This window comes from Streptomyces sp. NPDC014727 (genome assembly GCF_043083485.1).
Taxonomy (GTDB): Bacteria; Actinomycetota; Actinomycetes; order Streptomycetales; family Streptomycetaceae; genus Streptomyces.
Genome location: NZ_JBIBYR010000005.1, coordinates 170,030 through 195,759 on the forward strand (window position 1 = coordinate 170,030; position 25,730 = coordinate 195,759).

Here is a 25,730-nt window from a genome sequence, read left to right on the forward strand (position 1 = left end):
AAGATGGGGTGTATCTGCCCACACATCGATAGCCGGACGGTTTCTCTTGGCTGAGTACATCTACACCATGCGCAAGACGCGCAAAGCGCACGGCGACAAGGTGATCCTCGATGACGTCACCCTGAACTTCCTGCCCGGCGCGAAGATCGGTGTCGTGGGCCCCAACGGCGCCGGTAAGTCCACGGTGCTGAAGATCATGGCGGGCCTGGAGCAGCCGTCCAACGGCGACGCGTTCCTGTCGCCGGGGTTCAGCGTCGGCATCCTCATGCAGGAGCCGAAGCTCGACGAGTCGAAGACGGTCCTGGAGAACGTCCAGGACGGCGCCGCCGAGATCATGGGCAAGCTCAAGCGCTTCAACGAGGTCGCCGAGCTCATGGCGACCGACTACTCCGACGCGCTGATGGAGGAGATGGGCAAGCTCCAGGAGGACCTGGACCACGCCAACGCGTGGGACCTGGACGCCCAGCTGGAGCAGGCCATGGACGCCCTGGGCTGCCCGCCCGGCGACTGGCCGGTCGTCAACCTCTCCGGTGGCGAGAAGCGCCGCGTCGCGCTCTGCAAGCTGCTGATCGAGGCCCCCGACCTGCTCCTCCTCGACGAGCCCACCAACCACCTCGACGCCGAGTCGGTCAACTGGCTGGAGCAGCACCTCTCGAAGTACGCGGGCGCCGTGGTCGCGGTCACCCACGACCGCTACTTCCTGAACAACGTCGCCGAGTGGATCCTCGAACTCGACCGCGGCCGCGCCCTGCCCTACGAGGGCAACTACTCCACGTACCTCGACAAGAAGGCCGCCCGCCTCAAGGTCGAGGGCCGCAAGGACGAGAAGCGCGCCAAGCGGCTCAAGGAAGAGCTGGAGTGGGTGCGCTCCAACGCCAAGGGCCGGCAGACCAAGTCCAAGGCACGTCTCGCCCGTTACGAGGAGATGGCGGCCGAGGCGGACAAGATGCGGAAACTGGACTTCGAGGAGATCCAGATCCCGCCGGGCCCGCGGCTCGGTTCCATCGTCGTCGAGGTCGAGAACCTCTCGAAGGCCTTCGGCGACAAGGTCCTCATCGACGACCTGTCGTTCACGCTGCCGCGCAACGGCATCGTCGGCGTCATCGGTCCGAACGGCGCGGGCAAGACCACGCTGTTCAAGATGATCCAGGGCCTGGAGACCCCGGACACCGGCTCCATCAAGATCGGTGACACGGTCAAGATCTCCTACGTCGACCAGTCGCGTGCCAACATCGATCCGAAGAAGACCCTCTGGGCCGTCGTCTCGGACGAGCTGGACTACATCAACGTCGGCCAGGTCGAGATGCCCTCGCGGGCGTACGTGTCCGCGTTCGGCTTCAAGGGCCCGGACCAGCAGAAGCCGGCCGGCGTCCTGTCCGGTGGTGAGCGCAACCGCCTCAACCTCGCGCTGACGCTCAAGGAGGGCGGCAACCTGCTGCTCCTCGACGAGCCCACCAACGACCTCGACGTCGAGACCCTGTCCTCGCTGGAGAACGCGCTGCTGGAGTTCCCGGGCGCCGCGGTGGTCATCTCCCACGACCGCTGGTTCCTGGACCGCGTCGCCACGCACATCCTGGCGTACGAGGGCGACTCCAGGTGGTACTGGTTCGAGGGCAACTTCGAGTCGTACGAGAAGAACAAGGTCGATCGCCTCGGTGCGGACGCGGCCCGTCCGCACCGTGCCACGTACAAGAAGCTCACGCGAGGCTGATCGTCTTGGCACGCCACATCTACAACTGCCCGCTGCGCTGGTCGGACATGGATGCCTTCGGCCACGTCAACAACGTGGTCTTCCTCCGCTATCTGGAGGAGGCGCGCATCGACTTCATGTTCCGGCTGGCGCCGGGGGACGGTTCGCCGTCCTTCTCGGGCGGGTCCGTCGTGGCCCGGCACGAGATCGACTACGTACGGCCGCTGGTCCACCGGCACGAGCCGGTGACCGTCGAGTCCTGGGTCACGAAGATCGGCGCCGCGTCGCTGACGATCGCGTACGAGATCAAGGACCCGGACCAGGTGTACGTGCGCGCCACGACCGTCGTCGTGCCGTACGACCTGGCGGAGGAGCGGCCTCGGCGGATCTCCGCCGAGGAGAAGCTCTTCCTCCAGCAGTACCTGGCCGAGGAGCCCGCCGCAGCATGACCGTGCCCGTGAGGTCGCTGGAGTTCGCCGACACGAGGGAGGCCGCGGATCTCGCGGCCTTCCTCGGCCGGCTGATCCATTACGACCGGGCCGCCGCCGTGCGGATGCAGGCGGGCGGCGGCGCGCTGGCCGTGTTCGGCAGGCCGCCGTCGTTCGAGGTGCTGGCGATCCGGGCGGCGCGGCTGGCCGGATCGCACGAGTTCGACGTCACGGTGTCCGCCGGTGAGCTCCTCGAATCCCTTGATGTCGAGGGCGTGGCGGCCGGCTCGGGCGTCCTGCCGGCACCGGTCACCGGGCCGCCGTGGACGGGTGTCCTGCCGCCCCGCGGTGGCTGGCACGAAGTGTCCGGCCTGCCCGACCCGGTCTCCCTGCGCACGGCGGTCACCGGGGCGGTGGCGGAGTTCCGTTCCCGCGACGAGGCATTGCCCGAGGGCCGCCGCACCCGGGCGGAGCGGGATCTGATCGGCCGCGAGATCTGGTCGCGTACCGTCGGCCCCACCGAGCTTCCGCTGCGGGCTGTCCACGCCGCCCAGTCCCTGGGCTTCCTCCGCCCGGCGCCGGACTTCCCCGTCGCCCTGCTCGCGTCCGGGTCCTGGCTGCGACTGCGTACCCCGTTCGGCTCGATCGCCCTGCGCGGTCCGGGCAGCGGACTCGGCACGCTCGCGGTGACGGTGGGCGCGGGCTGAGTGCCTGGCCGGACGACAGGACGACAGGACGTCCGGACGCGCAGGGCGATCGAGCCGAACAAGCGGCCACAGCCCTAGCCGGTCAGGGCCCTGTCCACCAGTCGTAGCGCGGCCGCGTCCTGGGCGTCCTGGGCCGGGTCGCCCATGCGCAGGGTGAACGTGGCGCTGGTCGCGGCCCGGGAGCCGTCCGGCGTCACCCCGCTCTCGGAGACGATCCCCAGATGGGTTCCGCCGTGGAACCAGATCCCGCCGTCGCTCCCGGCCACCGGGCGCCAGGCGATGCCCAGTCCGTAACGGACCCCCGGCGCCGCACTCCAGTCCTCGGCCGCGACCGTCTCCTTCATCGCCGCCAGCTGGGCCGGGCGCAGCAGCCGGCCGCTCATCAGGGCACGCAGGAAGACGCCGTGGTCATGGGTGGTGCTGATCACGGAGCCGTCGGCCCCGCCGCCGGACGCCGTCGTCGTGTCGGTCGGCCGGGTGCGGCCGGGGAACCAGGTGTACGCGGTGGCTGTGGGCCGGGGGACGTACGGCGAGGTCCCCGGTGTGAAGGTGTGGCGCAGGCCCAGGGGCTCGACGATCCGGTCATGGATCTCCTGCGCCCAGGAGTTTCCGGTCACCTGCTCGATGATCAGGCCCGCCACCACGTAGTTGGTGTTGGAGTAGCCCCAGCGCCGTTCCCCGGTGGGCTGTCCGGGGTCCGGCACCCACAGGGGCGGCCGGCTCACGGCCGCCTTCAGCTGGTCCTCGGGGGGCGTGGTGCGGAACCGCGACCGGCGGTAGCCGGCCGGGGTGAACGCCTCGGCCGCGTCCGGTGAGACGGCGAGGTAGTCGTTCAGCCCGCTGGTCTGGCGCAGCAGATCGGCGACCGTGATCCTGCGGCCGTCGTTGCCGTTGCCCCGCACGGCGCCGGGCAGCCACCGCTCGACGGTGTCGGTGAGCGCGAGCCGCCCCTCGCCCACCAGCTGGAGGGCGAGCGTGGCCGTGAAGGTCTTGGTGTCGCTGCCGATCCGGTAGTAGGCGTCCCGGGGGACCGGGCGGTGCGGGGCCCGCAGGTCGGCGGAGCCGGCGCGGGCGGTAGTCCGGCCGTGGGCGCTCTGCACCTCGGCCAGTACGCCGGTGGCCCCGGTGGCCAGGATCGCGTCCACATCGCTCTGGAGACGGCTGCGGAGCCCGGGGTCGTGACGGGGTGCGGCGGCCGTCGCCGCCGGGCCGGACGCCGCGGTGAACAGGGCCGCCGCCGTGGCCGCCAGGCCCGTACGTCTGCTGATCAACGTTCCTCCCCGGTGCGAGGGCAGAGCAGATCGGCGGCGGGCAGTGTGCCGTCGCGCAGATAGGCGTCGACGGTTTCGTCGGCGCAGGGGACGGGGGTCAGGCCGTCGAGTCCGCGCCCGTACACCCCGTGCGAACGGATGTCCGCCGTCACCAGTCGTGAACCGGTCAGACGGTGGTGCAGCGCCAGCGCCCCCTCGTACGGGACGTTGTTGTCGCGCCGGGCCTGGAGCATCAGGACGGGGACGTCGTTGCCGATCACCGTGGCGGGTTCGCGGGACGTGCTGGGCCAGAACGCGCACGGGGCGATCATGCCGTTGACGAGCGGACCGAAGACGGGCTGTGCGGCGCGGCTGCGCTCCATGTTCCGCCAGTACGTCTCCGGGTTCCCCGGCCAGCCGCCCGCCGGCCAGCCGCTGTCGCCGCACATGAACAGGGCCCCGCCCAGCATGCTGTCCGCCAGCTCGGGCGAGGCGAGCAGCTCCAGCATGGCGGCGAGCTCGGGGCCGGGTTCGACCGGCCTGCCCGCGGCGGCGTCGGCCAGGTCGCGGACCGTACCGGCGAGTGCCGGATCGTACTCCTCGTGCTGGATGAGCTGCCGCAGCACCAGCCGCAGCAACGGCGCGTCGAGCCGTATGCCCGAGACGGTGACCGGGCGCCGCTCGGCCCCGTCGAGCAAGCGCTGGACGCTGGAGCGCACTCGGGCGGGCGTGCTGCCGAGCCGGTAGGTGCCGTCGTGCCGGGCGGCCCACCCGGCCCAGGCGTCCAGGGCCTCTTCGAGCGGCTTGCCCGCCCGCCGGAACAGTTCGTACTGGGTGGCCGACGGGTCGGTCGAGGAGTCGATGACGATGCGGTCGGCGCGGCGGGGGAACATCTGGGTGTAGACGGCCCCGAGGTCGGCACCGTACGAGACGCCGTAGTACGAGAGCCTGCGCTCGCCCAGTGCCGCGCGGATCGCGTCCATGTCGCGGGCGACGTTCCGGGAGGTGGCGTGCGGCAGGAGCCGTGCGTTGTCCCCGTGGTCCCGGCAGCGGCGCGCGGTGTCGCGGGCGGACCGTACCGACCGCTCGAAGTCCTCGCGGCGGGTCGTGGTCGGGCCGGGCGCGGGCGTCGGGGCGGCGGGGTCGCAGGCGATGGGGGTGGACTCGCCGAGGAAACGGGGATCGAAGCCGATCAGGTCGTAGCGGTCGGCCACATCCTTCAAGGCGGGCCGCAGAAGCAGGGTGTTGGCGAGTCCGGTGCCGCCCGGTCCACCCGGATTCGACAGCAGGATGCCCTGCCGCTTCCCGTGCCCGGTACCCGCCTTGATACGGGAGACGGCGATCCGGATCGTCTCTCCGCCGGGATCGGCGTAGTCCAGGGGGACGGTCACCTTCGCGCACTGCGCGCCCGCTTCGTTCAGCTCCCGCTGCTGCGGCGAGCAGGGGCCCCAGACGAGCCGTTGGTGAGTGGGGGTGGCAGACGTGGCAGGGACGGCCGACGCGGGCACCGTGCCCGCGAGTAAACAGGTCAGGCCCAGGCCGGCGGTGGCCAGTGCGGTGCCGCGCATCGTGCTCCTCGGGATCAGGCGGATGACTCCCGTACGACGCTAGGGGCGTGCGTGGCACGGGAACATCGGGCCACCCGGCCGAAGCCGCCTGGGGCTGGCACCACCAACTGCCCTCACGGGCGCGGCTGGTCGTCCGGCCAGACCCCGATGTGGTCCTGCTCCAGCTCCAGCATCACGCGGTGCTCCATCCCGAGCGCCTGCGTGTAGTCGGCGGGCAGTTGCAGGCGGCCCGCGCGGTCGAGCATCGCGTACTCGCGTGCCACCTGGGACTCCAGGCCCGTCGCCGCGTCGACCTCGGTGCGGCGCAGCACCTCGGAGGACGTACGGCCGTCCCGGATGGCGACCGTACGACGGACCTCGCTCGCCACCGCATGGTCGTGCGTGACGATCACGATCGTGGTGCCGAGCTCCTCGTTGGCACGGCGGAACGCGGCGAACACCTGCTCGCCGGAGGCCGAGTCGAGCTCACCGGTCGGCTCGTCGGCGAGCAGCACCGAAGGACGGTTGGCGAGTGCGACGGCGATCGCCACCCGCTGCTGCTGGCCGCCGGAGAGCTGCTGCGGGCGGCGGTCGCGGCACTCCTCCAGCCCCAGCATCCGGAGCAACGACTCGGCCCGCTCGGCCCGTTCACGGTTGCGGCCCCGGCCGCGCAGCTGCATCGGCAGGGTGATGTTCTGCACGGCGGTGAGGTACGGGAGCAGATTGCGGGCGGTCTGCTGCCAGACGAACCCGACGATGTCCCGGCGGTAGCGGAGCCGTTCCTTCGAGCCCATCGACAGCAGATCGCAGCCCGCGACCTTCGCCGACCCGGCCGTGGGCACGTCGAGGCCCGCCAGGATGTTCATCAAAGTCGACTTGCCGCTGCCGGACGCGCCGACGAGGGCCATCAACTCGCCCTCGGTGACCAGCAGATCGAGTCCCTGGAGCGCCTGCACCTCGACCCCGTCCGCGGAGAAGATGCGGACCAGCCGGTCGCAGGCGATCAGCGCGTCGTGCCCGTACGAGGGCCGGTCGCGGCGGGCGGCGGCCCGCTGTTCGAGTTCGGCCAGTGTGGTGGCGGTCGACGGCGACGTCATCGGGGGTCTCCTGACCTGAGTTCGGTGATCGGTCCGCGGCGGCCGGCCCACCAGGCCTGGACGGCGGCCACCGCGGCGGTGAGGACGACCACGCCGAGCGCCGGGAGCGCCAGCGACCACGGGTCGGTCCGCAGCGGAACGGTGTCGGGTGCGGCGGCTTGGGATCCGGTGGAGAGCGCGAGGCCCACCAGGTCGATGCCCGGCGCCAGCAGGGCGGTCGTCGCCCAGCCGACGAGCAGCCCGCCGACGGCCGCCAGCAGCGCCTGAGGCATCGCTTCGAACCCCAGGAGCCGTCTGCCCTGCCGGGAGGTGAGGCCCATGGTCCGCAGCCGGGCCAGCAGGGCGGTGCGTTCCGGGGCGGTCTGCAGCAACGACAGCAGGACGGCCAGCAGGGCGTAGCCCGCCCCGGCCACGATCGCCGCCGCGTAGATCTCCCCGGCACCCCGCTGCACGGGGGTGTCGACGAACGTCTCGCGTTCCTCGGTGCGCAGCCGCACGGTGACGTCCTTGCCCGCGCGGTGCGCCGCCGTGCGCAGCGCCTTCGTGTCCAGGGAGCCGCCGGTGACCAGCAGGGTGGTGGTCTGCGGGCGGGTGAGCGATGCGGCGTCGACGATCAGGAAGTCGCTGTCGGGAACGGCGGGAGTGCGGGTGACGACACCCGCCACCCGCGCGCTGAAGTATCCGGCCGCCGTGGAGAAATCGTGCGGCCGGTCACCGAGCCGTCGGGCGACGGACGGCGACGCGATGACGGGCAGCACCCGGTCCTGTGATGGTGCCTTCCGCGCCGCGGGGCCGGGGGGCTTCAACCGGTCGGCGGGGAACGCCCCGAGGCCGGTCGAGCGGGCCAGCCGGGCATAGGTCGCCGGGTCGACGGCCACCAGGGTGGCGTTCCTCGTGCCCTGGTCCCCGGTCCTGTCGAACGGCAGCGTGACGTCGTACTCGATCCCCACGGCCGCCACCTCCCGGACACCGCCCGCTTCCCGCACCTCCCGGACCAGACGGTCCGGCAGCGGCACGGAGCCGCCGGGGCCGCTGATCCGGGCGTCCGCACCGATCGCACGTACCGCCGCCTCGTTCCGCGCGTCCGCGATGCCCGCGAGCACCGAGCCGCCGAACGCCGTCGTGGTCAGCGCGAGCAGCAGCGCGAGCAGCGGCAGCGCGCCGCCCGCCGAGGTGCGCCCGGCACGGGCCAGCGACAGGAAGCCGACCGCGCCGCGCCGCCGGGCGACGGAGCGCTGGGCGAGACGCAGCGGCACCGGCAGCAGCCGTACGAGGACCAGGGCGGCGATCAGACCGACGAGCACAGGGGCGGCGCTGACGAGCAGGTCGCCGTCGCCGGAGCCCGTACCGCGCCGGCGCAGGGCGACGACCGCGCCGACGGCCAGTACCAGCGAGGTGAGTTCGGCGACCGTGCGCCGCCGTGAGGGGCGGGCGCTCATCAGATCGTCGCGGGCACCGTGCGGCTGCGGCCTGCGGTGCGGCAGCGCCGTACGCAGCGGCAGGGCGACGCAGACGAACGCGGCGACGGCGAGCGCGCCGGTGACCGAGGGCCACAGCCGGGCATCCCCGATGGTCAGGACGGCCATCAGCAGACCCAGCGCCGCCGCGGGCAGCGTGGTCACCACCGTCTCGGCGAGCAGTCGGCCGCCGATGCCGCGCAGCGATCCGCCGCGCGCACGCAGCAGGGCCAGTTCGCCGCGGCGCCGTCCGGCCATCAGCCCGATCGTCATCAGCAGGACGACTGCGGCGACCGCTCCGATACCCACGGCGGCGACCGTGACGACCGGGCCGATCGCCTCGCGCAGGGTGTCGTACCTGGCGAGGATCGTGTCCAGGTCCGTCTTGAGCGCGGCGTTCGCGCCGGCCACCGCCCGCATGTCCACCAGCCCGGGACCGCCCTCCAGCGAGGCGATCGACGAGCGCAGTGCCGTCACGTCGGTGGCGGTGAGGGGGGAGGCGTCCGGCGCGATCCACCAGAACGCCTCCGGCTGAGCGGCGGTGGCGAGCAGCGCGGGCGCGGCGTCCGGCGGCAGCAGAACGGCCGCGATCCAGTAGTAATGCGGGTCGATTTCCTTCGGTTTGGCCACCAGCGACGGGGTCCGGAGCAGTGGCTGGGCCGACCAGTAGGTGGCCTCGGGGCGCTCCGGGGCGACGATGCCGGTGATCCGCACGGTCAGCGGTGTGCCGCCCTGGGTCGGTACGGAGACGGTCGAGCCGACCCTGATCCGCAGCGCCTTCGCCGTCTCCTCGGTGACCGCGCCCTCCACCTGCGGGGTGTGCGCCGTGACCGTGCCGTGCGCGGTGGGCCACGCCCCGGCGCGCAGGGCGGCGTGGTCCGGGAGGGCCGAGAGGGTCGCGTACGTCAGCTGGGGGTCGATGCCGGAGGGCCGGGGCAGCCAGCGCTCCTCGGCGGGGATCGGTGTCACGGTGCGGAATCCGTACGCCGACTGGGCGGTGTCGGGCCGCAACACGCCGGGCAGACCGGACAGCACCGTGCGATGGACGGACGCCAGCGACGCCGCGCGCACCGCTTCCTCGCGCTGCGGCTGAGGCACCTGCAGATCGGGCTGCGGCGTACTCAGCTCCAGCACACTGAGCCGGGGGTCCGCGGTGGCGATGTCACGGCGCAGCCCCTCGTTCTCGTAACGGTCGACGGCGCGCGGGAAGGCGGCGGCGAGGAACGCCGTCAGCAGCACCAGCAGCCCGAGCGCCCAGGCCGTGCCGGGTGCGGTTCGCAACCGGGTACGGACCCAGGGCGCACAGGCGGCCGTGGCGCGACGGTCTCGGACGGAGCGCGGACTCATGTCAGTTGTCCCCCTGGTGGCGCAGCGAGGTCGCGGGATCGGCGCCGCGCCACGCGAGGGACACGACGATCAGCAGCGGCAGCGCGGCGACTCCCGCCAGCAGCGCGGCGACCTGCCCGGCCGGCCATTGCACCAGCACCGGGGGCACCGGCGCGGTGGCCTGTCCGGTCAGCACGATGAGCGGCACGACGGCACGGTTCAGTACGGACCCGAGCGCGGCCCCGACCAGCAGCGCGATCACGATCAGCACACCCTGCTCGGCGGCGATCATCCGGGTCAGCCGTCGGCGCGGCGTCCCCAGTGCCCGCAGTACGGCGAACTCGGCGGTCCGCTCGCGCTGCGCGCCTGCGGCGTTCACCGCGAAGCCGACCGCGGCCAGGGCCGCGGCGACGACCGCCACCGCGGGCAGCGCGGACTGCGGCCCGGCGCCCAGCGGGTCGCCGACCAGTTCCCGCGCGATCTCGTCGCGCACCAGGACCTGCGCCGGATCGGTGTAGGGCTGCGCCCGCAGCGCGGCGGCGACCTTCCCGGCCTGTCCGGGTGCGGTGCTCAGCCACCACTCGACGGGGGTCAGCACCGCCCCCGGGCGATGCGCGAGGACCTGACCGACGGCCCTGAGGTCGAGCAGCAGAGCGCCGCCGTCCCGCTGCCGGTCGGCGCTGCTGACGGAGGCCTCGGCCCCGGTACCCGGGCCCGTGGTCGGCAGGCGGTGCACCGCCCGCACGATCTTCACCCGGACCGTCTCGCCGGCCAGCGTGACGTCGACGCTCTGGCCTTCCTTCGCCCCGGTGGCGCGCAGGTACGCGTCGGTGGCCACCGCGTTCAGTGCCGGAGCCGGGGGAAGGGGCGCTGTGGCCCGTACGGAGAAGGAAGGCGTCGATTCCGTCCCGTCCGTGTTCGAGCCGGTGTCGTATCCGAAGGCCAGCAGACTCTTCGCGGAGACCCTCGCGTCCACCGGATGGCCGGGGCCCGCCTCACCGGATCCGGTGGCGGTCTGCGTGGCGTCCCAGCCGAACCCGTCGGGCACCGGGACCGTCTGCTCGGTGCCGTCGGCCGACACGGACCTGAAGGCGCCGATGTCGACCCGGTGGGACTCGCTCCGGCCGGTCGGCCGGTTGCCGTCCAGCTCGAACCCGGTCACCGCGAGATCGCCCCCGGCCGCCACCGCGAACGTGAACGGGTGCGTTCTCCCGTCGACGGGGACGGTTCCGGCCGGTACCCGGTACGGAAAGCCGTAACGATCCTCCAGCAGCACGGTGAGGAGCGGCGCGGCGCCGGACGGCGACGTCCGCGCGGGCGCTCCGGCCACCGTGATCCGCACGTCGAACCGGACCTTCTCGGCGAGCCGCGGCAACGGCAGTCCGGCCCTTGCGGTCGCCCGCGGGGCGAGCGAATCGAACAGCCGCTCCCGCGGCCGGTCACCGACGTCGTCGCGCATCAGCATCCGCTCGTCGGCGTGCGCGGTGTCCAGGGCGAGGATCTCGGCCGTGCGTTCGTCGGAGAGGTCCAACGTCGTACGGAACGCGGGCGCCGCCCCGCGTACGCCCGGCAGCCGCGCGTACGCGCCCGCCTGCGCCGGATCGTTCTCGACACTGCCCACCACCCGCACCGACGCACCGGCCCTGAAGTCCGCCTGGTCGCCCTGCGAACGGTCCCAGGAGGCGCGCTGCCCGATCGCCAGCATGCCCATGGCGACCGACAGCACCAGCAGCAGCACCGGTCCGGCGTTGCGCAGCGGACGCCGGCTGAACTGCCAGCCGGCCAGTGCCGTGACCAGCCCCCGGCCGCCCGCCGCGCGGCGCTCCGCGAGCCTGGCCGCGGGCGGCAGCAGACGCAGCGTCAGCACGGTGCCGGCGAGCAGCAACAGGGCGGGGGCCGCGACGAGCAGCGGATCGACCCCGAGACCGCCCTGCCGGTCACCGCTCAGCGCACCGCTGCCGGAACCCGTGGTCTGGCGGTCGAGCTGCCAGTACGCCACCGCCGCGATCACCAGCAGGCCGATGTCGGCGCCCGCCCGGAGCGGCGCGGGCAGCGCCGCGGCACGGCGGGAGCGACGCTCCCCGGCACCGGCCGCCAGCGCGGGCGCCACGACAGCCAGCGCACACGTCAGCGCGGCGACGGCGGAGACCAGCCACACGGTCGCGGTCGCGCCCGCGTCGAGCCGCAACCCGATCCGGGCCAGCGCGCCGCTGTTCGCGAGCAGCCGGGTCAGCGGCCCCGCGAGCAGCGGGGCGAGGAGGGCGGCGGGCAGCGCGAGCATCAGCGCCTCGATCGCGGCGAAACCGGTGATGCGGCCGCGCGATCCGCCGCGGGCGCGCAACAGCCGGGTCTCCCCGTCGCGTTCACTGCTCAGCAGCCGGGCCACCAGCAGCAGCGCGTAACCGGCGAGCAGCACCAGTTGGACGGCCACGATCATCAGCGTGGAGCGGGAGACCAGCAGCGCCCGGTCGATCTGCTCCAGCACCTGGGGGAGCGAGGTCCGCACGGTGGCCCCGCCGCTGAACCCGGGGGTGGCCCGCAGCGTCTTCGGAGCAGCCGTGGAGGCGTCGTGCAGGGTGTCCATCCGCCCCGTGGTGACCGAGCGGAAATCGGCGGCGGCCAGCCAGGACACCGTGCCGGAACTCACCCGTCCCGAACCGAGCACCGCAGGGTCGGCGAGCAGCGGACCGTATGTCGTGAAGGCGACCGTGCGGATGCCGCGACCGCCGAGCTCGTCCAACTGCCAGTAGGGGTCGGTCCGGTCGGAGGCTTCGTAGACGCCCGTGATCAGGACGCGCACCGGCTTGTCGTCCAGCCGGTCGGTGAGGGTGATCCGTGAGCCCGGCCTCAGTTTCAGGACCCCGGCGGCGGTGTGCGGCAGGGCGACCTGGACGGGATCGTCGGCCTTTCCGCTCCCGGCCGTCGGCATACGGCCCGCGGTCAGCCGGACGCGGCTGCGGTCGAGCGAGGCGAAGTGGGTGAGGTCGGGGTCGCCGCCCCGGCCGCCCGGAGCCCGCAGACTGTTCGGCAGCGCGTACGAACCGGACGTCTCCAGCGTTCGGACGGTCACGGGGAGGCCGTCGAAGGTGTCGTGGGCGCTCTTGCGGACGGCCGCGTCGGCCGCGTCCCGCTGAGCGGACGCCACCTGCGCGGACACGACGAGCGAGGCGGCGGACGCCGACCGATGGGTGAGGGCGTGGCGCAGCGCGGCATCGCCGACGGAACCGGAGAACGCGGTGAGCGCGGCGAGTACCGAGGTGGTCAGCAGGATGGCGAGGACAGCGGCGGCGAGCAGGAGCCGATAGGCCCTCACCCGCAGAAAGACGAACCCCGTCACACGTGCCCCCCTGAACCCTCACCGCACACACGCCCCCCGGCGTTCTACGGATGTTGTCAGGACATGCACGCTGTTGGAAACCGCTTGTGCGTGCACCTTGACGGGATCGTGACCGTTAATCGGCGACCGGGGAACGCATTTCGCACCCAGTGCGGGGAACAGTGGGCGTTCTCAGCCGCCGGTGTTCACCATCGAGGCGGCCGCGTAGGTGAGGTAGTCCCACAGCCGCCGCTCGTGCTCCGGCGCCAGTCCGAGCTCGTCGAGGGCGACCCGCATGTGGCTCAGCCACGCGTCGTGCGCCGCCCGGTCCACCTGGAACGGAACGTGCCGCATCCGCAGCCGCGGATGCCCGCGCCGCTCACTGTAGGTACGGGGACCGCCCCAGTATTGCATCAGGAACAGCCGGAACCGCTCCTCGGCGGGTCCCAGGTCCTCCTCCGGGTACATCGGCCGGAGCAGCGGGTCCTCGGCGACCCCCTGGTAGAAGCGGTGCACCAGGCGTCGGAAGGTCTCCTCGCCGCCGACCTGCTCGTAGAAGGTCTGCTCCTGCAGCGTGTCGCGCGGAATCTCAGTCACCGGTCCATCGTCGCAGACGCACCGGCCGAGGACCGGGGGCCTAGGTCCTCTCGTTCGGATCAGGCCGGGCTCGCGCGCAACGGGACGGCCAGGACCCGGCCCGGCTCCTGGCCCCGGGGCCCCCGGCGCAGGAAGGTGGAGGTATGGACGACGCGCAGCCGGATCCGTTCGCCGCGGCCGCCGCCGAGGAGCGGTGGGCGATGGTGCGCGGCATCGTGGCCGGTGGGGCGCTCGGTGACCCGGAATGGCTGGCCGCGTTCGAGGAGGTGCCACGGCATCTGTTCGTGCCGTACTACTTCGTGAGCGGCGGATGGGACCGCCTGTGGTGCGAGGACCCCGACCCGGTCAGGCGGGCCCAGTGGCTGCGCGGGGCGTACGCGGACGGAGCGCTGGCCACCCGGATCCGGGACGGTGAGCTGATCTCGTCGAGCAGCCAGCCGTCGCTGATGGCCCGGATGCTCGAAGAGCTGGACGTACGGGACGGGCAGCGCGTCCTGGAGATCGGGGCGGGCAGCGGCTACAACGCGGCGCTGCTCGCGCACCGGCTCGGTGACGACGCCGTGACCACCGTCGACCTCGACCCGGAGATCACCGAGTCGGCCCGCCGGCACCTGGCGGCGGCCGGATACCACCCGGCCGTGATCACCGGCGACGGCACACGGGGCTGGCCCCCGCGCGGTCCGTACGACCGGATCATCGTGACCTGCACCCTGGCGTGCGTACCGCAGGCCTGGCTGGACCAGTGCAGGCCGGGCGCACTGATACTGGCGCCGTTCGCCACCGGACTGATCCTGCTGCGGGTACGGGAGTCGGCGCACGGGAAGTACGCCGAGGGCCGTTTCCTGCACACGCCCGCGTACTTCGTGCCACTGCGCGGCACGCCACCGGGATCAGCGCGACGTCCGTACACCGGCGCGGTGCCCGGGCGCGCCAGCGAGAACGAGCTCTTCCAGTTCCTGCTGACGCTGACCGACGCCACCCTCGAACCCCGTGAGGCCCTCTCCCTCTGGCAGCGCGAGCGGCGGCCCGAGCGGGAGAGGTTCGGCATCACGGTCCGCGACGGGCGGCAGTGGGCCTGGCTGGACGACCCCGAGGGGCCGTACGCCTGGCCACTGCCCGACGGATAGCGCGGCTCAGTCCCGGCGGATCGTGATCGTCGTCCACGCCCCGACATGCACCCGGTCGCCGTCCTGGAGCGGGACGGGGACATAGGGCTGGATCGGGTCCTCGGCACCGTTGAGCGTGGTGCCGTTGGTGGAGTTCTGGTCGACGACGGCCCAGCCGCCGTCGGGCTGCTGCACCAGCACGGCGTGCTGGTGCGAGACGCCCGGGTCCTCCGGCGGCACGGACAGATCGATGTCGGGGGACTCGCCGGTGCTCTGCCTGCGGCGACCGACGGTGACCTGGCTGCCGGTGAGCGCAAGCTGCTGCTCCGGGGAGTACGCGGGCAGATTGAGCCCGGTCGCCTCGGGACCGCTGCGCTGCATCATCGCCAGGAAGTACTCACGGTCAGGGGCGATGACCGCGGTCCAGCTCGCGGGCGGCTCGTTCTGCTCCCGGCCCGGGAACGACGGTTGCTGCTGCGGGCCCGATGGCTGGGGAGCCTGGGTGCGCGAGGGCGGCGACAGCATCCAGTCGTCGTCGCCACCGGCCTGCGGCCCCTGCGGGGCGGGCGGCTGCGGGGCGGGCGGCGCGGGCGGACCCGGCCGCTCGAACGAGGGCGGCGCCGACTGCTGCTGGAACAGCGGTGGTGCGGACTGCTGCTGGAACGGCGACGGCGGCGCCGACTGCTGCTGGAAGGACGGCGCAGACGGCGGACCCTGCTGCTGGAACGGCGGCGGCGGCGACTGCGGACCCGGCGCCGGGGGGCCGGGGCGGCTTCCCGGCTCGGGGGAGAGCGGCTCGGCCGGGCGGTTCACCTGCGAGGGCCGCGACCCCTGGTACTCGAACGGATCGCGCTGCTGCTGCGGACCCGGCGGCTGCTGCGCCTGGAAGCCGGGCGGCAGGTTGAGGCCGGGCGGAGGGCCGGGAACGCTGGGGGACGGGGCCAGCGGCGTGTACGACGTCGCGGTGTTCGTGAGGAAGTTCCAGCGGCACTCCTCGCAGAACGGCGCCATCGCCTCGCGCGGTGTGCGGCACTGCGGGCAGAGCTCGGCCTGCTGGGTCGCGTCCGGGCCGGAGCCCTGCGGGTGGCCGTAACCGGGAGCGGGCGGGGGAGGCGGCGGGGGGACTGCACCCGCGGGCGTGCCCGCCCCGGCCATGCGATGGCCACAGACCTCGCACCAGTCATCGGAACCCGACTGGTGTCCGTTCGGGCAGGTCGGCATGTCGGCTCTTCCTCCTCTCCTCGTCCGGCCCCGGGGGCCGTCGTTCGCTGTTGCTCTTCGCCACCCGGCGGATCACTCCGGCCGGGGGGCCCGACTGTGCTGCTGTGCGGTTATTTCTTGACGCGAACGGTCTTGGTGGAGCGTGTTTCGAGTGTCATCGAGTCGGCCTCCGCGACCTTCGCCTTCAGTCGCACAGTACCGGTCGCGGCATCGACGACGTCCACCACCTTCGAAAGCAGTTTCGCAGTGTCCTCGTTCCCGGACGCCGACGCCAGCTGCACCGCACGGCCCAGTTTCGCGGTCGCGCCGTCGAAGTCTCCCGACTTGCGGGCATCGAGCCCCTGCTGGATGACTTGTGCCAGTTCCGCCTGGCCGGTGTAGTGCGCGACCTGTGGGTTGATCGAGGTGGACGCCGCCATGTCCTCGGTCCACACCGCCCGCACCAGACCCTGCGACAGCGTCTGTGGCGCCCCGCCCGACGGGTCGGGGAGGATCAGCGAGACCCGGGACGCCAGCATCTCCTGCCCGATCCCGGCCTCCGGCACCTGTACACAGATGTGGTAGTCGCGGGACTCGTCGCCCCAGGAACCCGTGGGGTAGTCCCCGGCGCGGGGACCCGCCTCGGTGCGGCGGCCCGTCAGATCGACGACCGTCGGGGCGACCTGCTTCACGAACTTGATCCCGACCCCGACGGGGGTCCAGAGCCGCAGCGCGACATCCGCGACCTCCTTGCCCATCGCGTTCTCCATCATCTGCGTGAAGTCCGCGGCCAGTCCTGCCGGGTCGGCGACGATGTCGGCCGTGCCGAGCAGCGCGGAGGCGACGGCTGTGACCTCTTTCACTTCCCAGTCCGTGCCGACACCGCGGGCATCACAGGTGAAGCGGCCCGCACAGGCTTCGAGCGCGGCCCGCAGATCCTCCGGCGCTTCGTGCTCATTGCGCCCGTCGGTGAGGAGGATGCCGTGCCGGATCTCCACATCGGCGGCGCCGAGCAGCCGGTCGGCCAGCCGCAGCCAGGTGCCGATCGCCGTGCCGCCACCGGCGCTGAGCGCACGCAGGGACTCCTTCGCCTGGGCCCTGGTCCGGGCGTCGGCGACGGCGAGCCTTCCGTTGCCCGGGTAGACCTCCTTGGCGACGTGCGTACCGCCCACCACGGCGAACCGGGTGCCGTCGCGCAGGGTGTCGATCGCCGCGGCCGTCGCGTCGCGGGCGTTGCGCATCTTCGTCGGCGGATAGTCCATCGAGCCGGAGCAGTCGACCATGATCACCACGGCGGCGCCCGGTGCCTGCCCCGCTGTGCGGGTGGGCGTCCCCGCCGCACCGGACAGCGGGACGCCTCCGGTGGTGCCGCCCCCGGTCGAGGTGACCGTGACGATCGCGTTGACCTCGCGACCACCCTCCGGCAGATATTCGTTCTGGTACACCTCGACGGAGAACTGGGGCACGTTCGACTTGGAGAAGTTGGCCATCTGATCGGCTCCTTGAGGCTCCAGGTGTCAGATGAAGACAGCTGTGAGAGAAGAAAAGCGGTGAAGGCGGGCGAAGGTGACGGGGCGGAAGGGTCCGACGGAACTGGAACCAAGCGTTACGGAACGGGGCTCATGCGGTGCCGCAGGCCGATCCTGCCCCCTGCGGCGGTACGGCGAACGGCAGCAGAGCCACTGTTACGTTGTCGTGGCCTCCGCCGTCGAGCGCGTGACCCACCAGCACCTGGGCGCCGTGCAGCGGCCGTGACTGCGCGTCGGCCGGCACCGCCGCGGCCATCTCCGCCGCCGACTCCGCGTAGTTCCACAGCCCGTCCGTGCACACCACCACGAGACCGGACCGGTCCGGTTTGAAGGAGGCCGTGTGCGGCTCCAGTTCGTACGCGTCGGCGCCGAGCCACCCCGTGATGGCGTGGGCGCGTTCGTCCGCGTACGCCTCCGCCTCGTTCATCAGGCCCGCCGCCACCATCTGTGCGGCCCAGGAGTCGTCCTCGGTCAGCCGGGCGGGCGGGCTGGTGCGGTCGTCCGGCACCCAGTAGACGCGGCTGTCGCCGACCCAGCCGACGACCAGCAGACCGGCCGCCATGACCGCGCCGACCAGCGTGCACGCCGGGGCGTTCCGATGGCGGTGCGGGTCGTGCTCCATGGCCTGACCGGGCTCCTGCGCCAGGGAGTTGACCGACTCGGCGGCGGCGACGATCGCCTCGTGCATCGCCTGCTGCGGATGGGTGCCGCGCGGCAGCGACTCCAGGAGCGCCTCGTTGGCGGCGCTCGCGGCAGCCGCCGACGCCTCGTCGGGGCGGCTCGCCGAGGAGACACCGTCGCAGACGATCGCGACGACGGCCGGCGAACCGTCGGGCAGGGCGGTGGTCGACACCGCGAACGCGTCCTCGTTGCGGTGATGGCGCAGCCCCCGGTCGCTGACGGCGGCCACCGAACCGAGCTCCTGCTCCATGTGGTCGCGCTCGCGGGGCTGGGCGTGACCGCAGTTCTCGCAGTAGCCGTCGGTGTCGACCCGGCCGCCCCGGCAGGCCACGCACAGCTTGGTGCCGGCCGACGGCGGTGCGGACAGATCGACGGCGGGCGTACGGGGGTCCGGCGCGGGCGTCGAGGCGTTCGCGGCCGGTGCGGACGCGGGCGCCGACGGCCCGGCGGCCGGTGCGGACGCGGGCGCCGGCCCGGGTGCGGCCAGCTCGAAGTCGCCCGATCCGCCCGGCTCGTCGGGCCGGGCCTCGGCCGGGCGGGCCGCCGCGCCGTTCTCCGCCGGCACGGTCATGGCGATCGTCGGGCGGTCCTGCGGCGGCGCGGGCACGGCCGAGAGGTCGTACCCGCACGCACCACAGAACAGGTCCCCCGGCTCCAGCGGCTCCTCGCAACCGGGGCACTTCGACAGGGCCGTCTCCTGAGGCTTCTGCGACATTTTCACACCCACGTCCGGGGGCGGAAGCGGTTGGCCCGCTCCACCAGTTCGATCCTCTCGTCGCCGGGCTCCGCAAGCCGGGCGAGCATCCGGTACGAGCGCTCCAGCCCCAAACGCAGGCCGCGCTCGTCCACCTCGCTGCCGAGCAGCGTTCTCGGCCCGTTCGACCCGGCAGGCGCGTGCGCCCGGGGGGCCGAGGACCGAGCCGCGGGACTCCCGGAGAGCACCCAGTCGAGCGCCTTCCCCAGCACCTCGGTCGACAACTGCTCGCGGCGCACCGCGTCCAGGCCGAAACCGGCCAGTCCCGAGATCTGTTCGGCCGCGGCCGTCAGATCGGCGATCAGCGGCTCGTCCGGAGCCCGTTCCCGCAGCCTCGCCCGCACCGCCGCGACCCGGGCCGCCGTGTAATGGATCGACGACTCCGGCACGGACTCCAGCGTCGCCACGGCCCCGGTGCGGTCCCCGGCGGCGATCTGCACCCGGGCCAGGCCGAACGCGGCGCTGACGAAGCTCGGATCGGTCGTCCACACCAGACGGTAGTACTCGGCCGCGTTGTCCAGCTGGCCCAGCACCTCCGCACAGATCCCCAGCGCCAGCTTGGGCGCCGGCTCACCGGGGAACGCGTCGTACACCGCGTCGAAGGAGAGCGCCGCATTCTCGTTGTCGCCGATGACCAGCGAGGTGATTCCGCGGTACCAGACGACCCGCCAGTCGTCCGGGAACCGGTCCTCCAGCTCCGCCAGGGTCTGCCCCGCGGCACCGAGCTCGTTCATCTCCAGACGGGCGCGCAGTTCACGCAGCCGGGTCTCCAGCGACGCCGCGGGCACGGCGTCGAGCGCGGCGATCAGTTCGGCGGGAGCGGTGGCCATCAGCCCGGCGAGGAAGCCCGCGTTGGGGTCGCTCGCGTCGACCCGGGGGACGGGCAGTGCGAGCGAGGTGGCCCGTGCGTCGATCCCGGCCGGCCGGGGGCCGTTCGGGACGTACGGCCCCGACGGCGCACCGGGATCGGCGACCGGGACGCGAGGACCCGGAATCGCGGCCGGGGTCTGCGCGTACGGGAGCGCCGCGCCGCCGCCGGACCGTAGGTGCGTGGGCGGCGCGGTCAGCGGACCGGCGCCCGCCACCGGATAACCGGGCACGGCCGGCGCACCGGCGGGCAGCGCGCCCGGCCTCGGCCCCGTACCCGGCACGGGGGCCGTGACCGGAGGCGCGACGGTCCCCGCCCCCTTCCGTCCTCGTCCGAAGCGCCCGGACGACGCCGGAGCGGCAGCCCGCGCCCCCAGTCGTGACACTTCGTCCGTCAGCTCGGCGAACAACTGCGTGTCCGTGACCCGCACTTCCGTGCCGAACAGCGTCGACAGCGCGGGCCGCGGCCGTCCGGTCTGCAGCGACACCACCTCGCGCAGCACGCCCGTCAGCTGCTCCGCCATCTCCGCCGCTGAGGCGAACCGCCGCGCCGGATCCGGGTCGGTGGCCCGCACCAGCAACCGGTAGAACGACTCGTAGCTCCGGAACACCTCGATGTTGTCCGGGTCCGGCAGCGAGTCCACGAAGACGTTGGTGTAGCCCTGGAAGTCGAAGGTGAGCACCGCGAGCGTCCGCGCGACCGTGTACAGGTCGGAGGCGACCGACGGGCCGACCTCCGCGACCTCCGGCGCCTGGTACCCCACCGTGCCGTAGATGGCCGACTCCTCGTCGTCCATCCTGCGGACCGCGCCCATGTCGATCAGCTTCAGCTGGTCCTCGGTCTGGATCGCGTTGTCGACCTTGAAGTCGCAGTACAGCAGGTTGCGGCTGTGCAGATGACCGAGCGCCTCCAGCGCCTCGATGCCGTACGCGCACGCCTGCTCGACCGGCAGCGGATCGCGCTTCCCGGCCGGGGTGCGGCGCTCGTTCGCGATCTCCTTGAGCGCCTTGCCGCCGACGTACTCCATCACGATGTAGCCGTCGAGCGAGCCGGTGCGCTGGTCGAGGTGCTCGACGAAGTTGTAGATCCGGACGATGTTGGAGTGCTCGATCTCGGCGAGGAAGCGGCGCTCCGAGATGGCGGCCGCCATGGCGTCCTGGTCGCCGGTGTCGAGCAGGCCCTTGAGGACCACCCAGCGGTCCGACACCGCCCGGTCGACCGCGAGATAGACCCAGCCGAGCCCGCCGTGCGCCAGACAGCCCGCGACCTCGTACTGGCCGTGCACGATGTCGCCCTCGTGCAGCTTGGGCACGAAGGAGTACGGGTGGCCGCACTTGGTGCAGAACCCCTCCGTGCGGCCCGCCCGTTCACCACGGGCCCGGCCCACAGGGGCCCCGCAGTCGGAACGCGAACAGAACCGCTTGCGCTCCGGCACCTCGGGGTTCTCCATCACCGCCGAGCGCGGGTCGGGACGCGGCACGTCCGGCACCTGCACCAGCCCCGCACCCAGCCTGCCCCGGCCGGACGCCCCCGAGGACGAACCGGAGGAACGCACCGACACCGAACGGGACGTGGCGCCGCCGGACAACGAGCGCGACAGACGCCCCGAAACGGAACGCCGCGAGGTCGACGAACGGGACGAGGACCGCGAGGAGGCCCGGGAACTGCTGCTGCCCCTGCTGCCCCTGCTGCTCGCGCCGCCGCCCGCGATCCCGGTGGGCGGCGAACTCACCATGCCACTCGGGGAGACGACCGGGGCCAGCCCGCAGGTGTCGCAGTACAGCTCACCGCCGCCCACGTCCTCGTAACTGCCCTCGCACGCGGGGCGCTGGCACTGCGTACTCATGGTCCGTCCCCCTGTTCGCCCCGCCGCCGCGGCGGCCCGTCCACCTTGCGCACACCTGTCTTCATCGCCGGTCCTCCGGTCCCGGGGTCCGGCGCTGCGACAGCAGTTCGGCCGCCGCCTCCTGATAGCGCAGCACCGCCTGCGCGGCGACCCGCAGATCGCACGGCGCGCTCCACAGCATCCGGCGTGCCGCGTCGTACCGCTCGATCAGCAGCGGATCCTCGGCCAGACCGTGCCGGGCGACCTTCGCCTTGTACGCGTCGAGCCTGCCGCGCAGCTCCGCCCGCACGGCGAGCGGGGCCGTGACCGCGGTCAGCGACTCGCGGGCCCGCAACAACTCCTCCTCGGCCTCCCGCTCCAGCGTCTCCAGGAGCGGGGAGAGCCGGTGCCACTGGGCATGCCTGCGGTACTCCGACGCGGCGGCCAGCCGCTCCTGGAGCGCGGTCGCCGGACCGCTGACCGCGGGCACCTCCGAGGCGGCGATCTTCGCCAGCACCTCGCCGCGCGCCGACCGGGCCTCGGTCAGCGTCCGGTCCGCGCGGGAGAGGACGTCACGCAGCTGGACCAGGCGCTGTTCGGCGTCCTGCCGGACCGCGAGCACCGCCTCGATCTCGCGGCGTACGTCGTCCAGGGCGCGGGCCGCCCGGTCGTACCGCGTCGTGTCGGGCCGTCCGCCGCCCGGCGCCGAACTGCCGGGCCCCGACAGCCAGAAGGCCAGCGGATCCGAGATCACCTGCACCCGCAGCGTGGTCAGCTCCTGGGTGATCGCCTCCAGATCGTCACCCGCCGGGTGCTCACCGGGCCGCACACCGACGGAGTGCGCCAGCGAGCGGGTGCGGTGCAGCTCGGCGGCGAGCAGGTCTATCCGCGCGGGAAGCGCGGACCACACGGAGTCGGAGGCGACGACCATGTCCAGCGAGCGGGCGTACAGCTCGTTCATCCGGGCGACCAGCTCCTCCAGCGTGAACCGCTCGGAGAGCCTGGCCGGGCCGGTGACCGACGGATCGGGGCGGCCGGCCGCGTGCGCCACGGTGACACCCTGGCCGCGCAGCAGCTCGGTGAGGGCCACCAGGTCGTCCCGGTTGGGGTGGCGTCGGCGGGCCCGCACCGCGCGGGCCTCGGCCAGCGCCCCCGCGTAGGCCTCGAAGTACCCCCACAGCAGGGTGATCGACTGCTCGGTGGAGGCCCAGCGCTCCTTGGTGACACCGGTCAGATCGGCGCCCTCCAGGAGCCGGCGGCCCGCGTGGTCCTGCAGGGCGAGGAGCGAGGTCTCGATCGCCTCGTGCTCCGCGCCCAGCCGGGCCAGCGCACGGTCCGCCTCGTCCCGGTCCATGACCGGGCCGGGGGGCCTCCCCGCACAGCCGGGGAAGGAGCCCGCGACGCCCATCGATCACCTCTCCGCTCTTCCTGCCGGGACGGGCCCGAAAGGATCAGTGCCACTGCCGCGCCGACCGGGACCGCGCCGTCGCGCACCCCGGCCGGCCCGGCACTAGTTGCTCCGGTACTTGGGTGCCGGCGGTGCCTTTATCCCCGGCAGTCCGGCCTCCAGCCAGTTCCGGTACGACTTCATCCAGGGGCTGTTCGCACCACCCCTGCGGTAGTCGACCAGCACCTGGTTGACCCGGGCCACCAGATCGTCGGCGCCGCGCTTCGTGGCCACGCCGTAGTACTCGGTGGTGAACGGTTTGTCGCCCTTGAGCTCGACCGCCGGGTCCTGGGCGGCCTGCCCGGCCGCCAGCGCGTTGTCCGTGACGATCGCGTCGACCTCACCCAGCTGGAGCCGTACCAGGCAGTCCAGCTGATTGGGGACGGTGAGCTGGTCCTCGTCCCCGTCCGTGCCGTCGTGCACGTCCTTGAAGACCGCGCCGAACGACTGCTTCTCCAGCGCCTCGTACGCGGTGGAGCCCTCGGCGGTGCAGACCCGCTTGCCGGCCAGGGACTTGTCGAACCCGGTGATCGACGAGCCCTTCGGTGCCAGGACCTGCTGCCCGGCCTGGAAATAGGCGGTGGAGAACGAGACCTGCCGCAGCCTGGCGCAGTTGATCGTCATCGTCCGGACGACGACATCGACCTTGTCGTTCTCCAGGGCGGCGATCCGCTGGTTGGTGGGGATGGCCCGGAAGATCACCGCGTCGGGATCGCCCAGGATGTTCTGGGCGATGGCCCGCACCAGGTCGATGTCGAAGCCTTCGATCCCGCCGGTCTCCGGATCGCGGTATCCCCAGCGGAAGCTGTTCTGGTCGACACCGGCGATCAGCTTTCCGCGCGCCTTGATCTTCTCGATGCTCGGGCCGCCTTCGCTCGACGGCGGCAGACTCGCCTCCGGGTCCTTGCAGTCGCCGGACCGGGTCTGCACGGCCTGCGCCGTACCCGGTCCCGCGGTGTCCCGGACGAAGGCGTCGGCGCCGCCGTGGGAGAGCGGCAGCAGGGTGAGCGAGGCCGTCACCGCACAGGCCACGGCCATGCCCGTCACCCCGCCCCAGCCGCGCAGCCTGCCGCGGGCGGGCCCCGGGCCCGTGCCACGGGCCACGCCCGTACGCTTCCTGGTCATCGCTCCCCCTCTCACCGGTACTCCGAGAGCCTGCGGTTGACCCCGAGGATCGCGGCGAGGGCGCCCAGCGCGGCGAGTGCGGCGGCCCCGGCCGGAAGCCCGCCCAGCGCCCCGCGCCCGTTCTCCGCGGCCCGGCTGAACTCGCCCTGCTCATGGGCGAGCGCCTGCTTCAGCGCCTCGTCCACCCGGCCGAAGGACTCACCCGTCGAGTTCTTCGGCCCGATGATCTGCTTCAGCGCGCCCTCGTAGTCGCCGCCGTCGTCGGTCGTGCGGGCGGTCCGGTGGCGGCCCTGCCACTCGGAGACACCGTCGATGGCCTTCGCCACCGGCGAGCTCCCCCGGGGATCGCCGTCCGCGAGCTTCCTGGCTCTTCCCAGCTCTTCGCCGAGGGCCTTCATCCCCGTGTTGTAGTCGGTCTCGTACTTGTCGTTCCTGCCGTCCGGGGTGAGCACCGCGCCACGGGCGACGAGAGTGAGGTTCTCATTGGCGCGCGCCTTCAGCGAGTCGATCCGCGCATGGTTGAGAACGTCGAGCGACTGCTGTCCGTGCACATCGGCGCTGCGCAGTTCGGACCGCGCCACCGTGTGCCCCACCGCCAGCCACAGCAGCACCACGGTGGACGCGGCGGTCGCGACGAGCAGCCCGTGATTGAAGACCCGGTTCGTCCTGCGGTAGTTGCGCCGCTGCGCCCAGAGCAGTCCGGCCAGGGTCACGACACCGAGCCCGAGCGAGAAGAACGGCCAGACCCTGGCCGCGTCGCTGTCCTGGCCCAGTCGGTCGGTCTCCGCCGTGTACAGCCGCTCGGCGGCCGGCAGCAGGATGTTGGTCATCCGCTGGTTCGCGTACCGGAGATAGGCACCGCCCAGGGGCAGGCCCTGCCGGTTGTTCGCGCGGGCCCGCTCGATCAGCCCCGCGTACCGGGGAAGTTCCTCGTTGAGCGTGGTGATCTCGTGACCGGACGTCGTCGAGGCGTCCGTGTTGGCCGCGGCCTTCACCAACAGCCGGGAGGCCTCCTTGATGTCCCTGTCGTACTGGTCGTGGACCGCGCGTGGCTCCTGCGCCCCGGCGAGGAAGCCGCCGGCCGCCGCGGTGTCGGCGTCGGCGAGCGAACGGTAGATGTCCGCCGCGTCGGCGCTCAGCGGCTGGCTGCGGTTCACCACGTCGTCGGCGGCGGCCGCCCGGTCGGCGATCTCGAACGCCGTCACGGCCCCGAACGCGACGACGAGCAGGGCCAGTACGGCCCCGATGATCTGGAGCCTGCCCGGTTCGGTCGTCGCCGCGGCCCGGAGCCGTTCGGACGTCACGGACCAGGCGCCGCGCCGAGGCGGAACGGGTGCGGTCGCGGGCACGGGTGGCTGCGCCCGCGCGTGGTCCGGCGCCGTGCGTACATTCGGCGGGTATGTCACTCGACCTCCCCCTCGGTCACGGACGGTGGCCCGGCCCCCGGCGGATCGGGGGACTGGTACCCGGCCTGAAGTATGGCCGCGGGGACCGACATCCACACCAGGAACGCCTTGATCCTGCATCGGCCCACGGATGCGTTCCTTCGCATTCGATCAAGGCCTGCGCCGCCGATCAAGCCGATCGGCGGATCAATCCCCTGAGCGGACCGAACTCCCCACCCATGAACACGTCCGGGACAACTGATCGGTTCCCTTGCACAAGGGGCGTGGGGGGGGGGGGGGGGGGCCCCCCCCCCCGCCCGGGGGGGCGCCCCCCCCCCCCCCCCCCCCCGCCCCCCCCCCCCCACACCCGCCCCCCCCCCCCCCCCCCCAGCCCC

At 72.9% G+C, this 25,730-nt stretch carries 18 protein-coding genes; 4 read left to right on the forward strand and 14 right to left on the reverse strand.

Going from position 1 to position 25,730, the window contains the following annotated elements:
- Positions 1 to 46 precede the first annotated feature (46 nt).
- Genes ettA through ACF1B9_RS11040 form a run of 3 tightly spaced genes read left to right on the forward strand, consistent with a single transcriptional unit; the run spans position 47 to position 2,825 of the window.
- The gene (ettA, locus tag ACF1B9_RS11030; RefSeq protein ID WP_351080428.1) at positions 47 to 1,711 is read left to right on the forward strand and encodes an energy-dependent translational throttle protein EttA; all 1,665 of its coding nucleotides are present in this window, start codon (positions 47 to 49) and stop codon (positions 1,709 to 1,711) included.
- A 5-nt stretch (positions 1,712 to 1,716) separates the two neighbouring features.
- Complete coding sequence (locus tag ACF1B9_RS11035) at positions 1,717 to 2,139, forward strand: thioesterase family protein (protein WP_361439864.1); 423 nt, start codon at positions 1,717 to 1,719, stop codon at positions 2,137 to 2,139.
- A complete protein-coding gene (locus tag ACF1B9_RS11040; RefSeq protein WP_391740919.1) occupies positions 2,136 to 2,825 on the forward strand; it encodes a hypothetical protein in 690 nt (229 codons plus the stop codon). The genes ACF1B9_RS11035 and ACF1B9_RS11040 overlap by 4 nt, the downstream gene beginning before the upstream one ends.
- A 74-nt stretch (positions 2,826 to 2,899) precedes the next feature.
- Here the strand turns inward: ACF1B9_RS11040 and ACF1B9_RS11045 are convergent, their stop codons facing one another.
- The 6 genes from ACF1B9_RS11045 to ACF1B9_RS11070 all read right to left on the reverse strand — a co-directional run bounded on the left by ACF1B9_RS11045 (position 2,900) and on the right by ACF1B9_RS11070 (position 13,415).
- Positions 2,900 to 4,096: a serine hydrolase domain-containing protein gene (locus tag ACF1B9_RS11045; protein WP_391740918.1), complete on the reverse strand. Its 1,197-nt coding sequence runs from the start codon at positions 4,094 to 4,096 to the stop codon at positions 2,900 to 2,902.
- The gene (locus ACF1B9_RS11050) at positions 4,093 to 5,643 is read right to left on the reverse strand and encodes an alpha/beta hydrolase (protein WP_391740917.1); all 1,551 of its coding nucleotides are present in this window, start codon (positions 5,641 to 5,643) and stop codon (positions 4,093 to 4,095) included. Before ACF1B9_RS11050 ends, ACF1B9_RS11045 begins: the two co-directional genes overlap by 4 nt.
- A 113-nt stretch (positions 5,644 to 5,756) precedes the next feature.
- Complete coding sequence (locus tag ACF1B9_RS11055) at positions 5,757 to 6,719, reverse strand: ABC transporter ATP-binding protein (RefSeq protein ID WP_391740916.1); 963 nt, start codon at positions 6,717 to 6,719, stop codon at positions 5,757 to 5,759.
- Positions 6,716 to 9,523: an FtsX-like permease family protein gene (locus tag ACF1B9_RS11060; RefSeq protein ID WP_391740915.1), complete on the reverse strand. Its 2,808-nt coding sequence runs from the start codon at positions 9,521 to 9,523 to the stop codon at positions 6,716 to 6,718. Before ACF1B9_RS11060 ends, ACF1B9_RS11055 begins: the two co-directional genes overlap by 4 nt.
- A 1-nt stretch (position 9,524) precedes the next feature.
- Positions 9,525 to 12,839, reverse strand: coding sequence for an FtsX-like permease family protein (locus ACF1B9_RS11065; protein WP_391740914.1), 3,315 nt, complete (start codon positions 12,837 to 12,839; stop codon positions 9,525 to 9,527).
- 171 nt (positions 12,840 to 13,010) lie between these two features.
- Positions 13,011 to 13,415: a globin gene (locus tag ACF1B9_RS11070; RefSeq protein WP_351080412.1), complete on the reverse strand. Its 405-nt coding sequence runs from the start codon at positions 13,413 to 13,415 to the stop codon at positions 13,011 to 13,013.
- A gap of 143 nt (positions 13,416 to 13,558) precedes the next feature.
- Between ACF1B9_RS11070 and ACF1B9_RS11075 the strand changes: the two genes are divergently transcribed.
- On the forward strand, positions 13,559 to 14,542 hold the full coding sequence (locus tag ACF1B9_RS11075) for a methyltransferase domain-containing protein (RefSeq protein ID WP_391740913.1): 984 nt from the start codon (positions 13,559 to 13,561) through the stop codon (positions 14,540 to 14,542).
- A gap of 6 nt (positions 14,543 to 14,548) precedes the next feature.
- On the opposite strand, the gene ACF1B9_RS11080 is transcribed toward ACF1B9_RS11075, so the two are convergent.
- The 8 genes from ACF1B9_RS11080 to ACF1B9_RS11115 form a co-directional block, all read right to left on the reverse strand.
- Positions 14,549 to 15,742 carry an FHA domain-containing protein gene (locus tag ACF1B9_RS11080; RefSeq protein WP_391740912.1) on the reverse strand — a complete coding sequence of 398 codons (1,194 nt, stop codon included), beginning with the start codon at positions 15,740 to 15,742 and terminating at the stop codon, positions 14,549 to 14,551.
- A 110-nt stretch (positions 15,743 to 15,852) separates the two neighbouring features.
- The gene (locus tag ACF1B9_RS11085) at positions 15,853 to 17,211 is read right to left on the reverse strand and encodes a VWA domain-containing protein (protein ID WP_391740911.1); all 1,359 of its coding nucleotides are present in this window, start codon (positions 17,209 to 17,211) and stop codon (positions 15,853 to 15,855) included.
- Between the two features lie 130 nt (positions 17,212 to 17,341).
- The gene (locus ACF1B9_RS11090; RefSeq protein WP_391740910.1) at positions 17,342 to 18,652 is read right to left on the reverse strand and encodes a protein phosphatase 2C domain-containing protein; all 1,311 of its coding nucleotides are present in this window, start codon (positions 18,650 to 18,652) and stop codon (positions 17,342 to 17,344) included.
- Positions 18,649 to 21,399 (reverse strand): tetratricopeptide repeat protein, encoded by a 2,751-nt coding sequence (locus ACF1B9_RS11095; protein WP_391740909.1) that lies wholly within the window; start codon positions 21,397 to 21,399, stop codon positions 18,649 to 18,651. The genes ACF1B9_RS11090 and ACF1B9_RS11095 overlap by 4 nt, the downstream gene beginning before the upstream one ends.
- Before the next feature lie 61 nt (positions 21,400 to 21,460).
- Entirely contained in the window at positions 21,461 to 22,786 is a 1,326-nt protein-coding gene (locus ACF1B9_RS11100; protein WP_391740908.1) for a hypothetical protein, read from the reverse strand.
- A gap of 102 nt (positions 22,787 to 22,888) precedes the next feature.
- On the reverse strand, positions 22,889 to 23,950 hold the full coding sequence (locus ACF1B9_RS11105; RefSeq protein WP_391740907.1) for a glutamate ABC transporter substrate-binding protein: 1,062 nt from the start codon (positions 23,948 to 23,950) through the stop codon (positions 22,889 to 22,891).
- A gap of 11 nt (positions 23,951 to 23,961) precedes the next feature.
- A complete protein-coding gene (locus ACF1B9_RS11110) occupies positions 23,962 to 25,356 on the reverse strand; it encodes a hypothetical protein (RefSeq protein WP_391740906.1) in 1,395 nt (464 codons plus the stop codon).
- Positions 25,353 to 25,484 carry a hypothetical protein gene (locus ACF1B9_RS11115; protein WP_391740905.1) on the reverse strand — a complete coding sequence of 44 codons (132 nt, stop codon included), beginning with the start codon at positions 25,482 to 25,484 and terminating at the stop codon, positions 25,353 to 25,355. Before ACF1B9_RS11115 ends, ACF1B9_RS11110 begins: the two co-directional genes overlap by 4 nt.
- Positions 25,485 to 25,730: the final 246 nt, after the last annotated feature.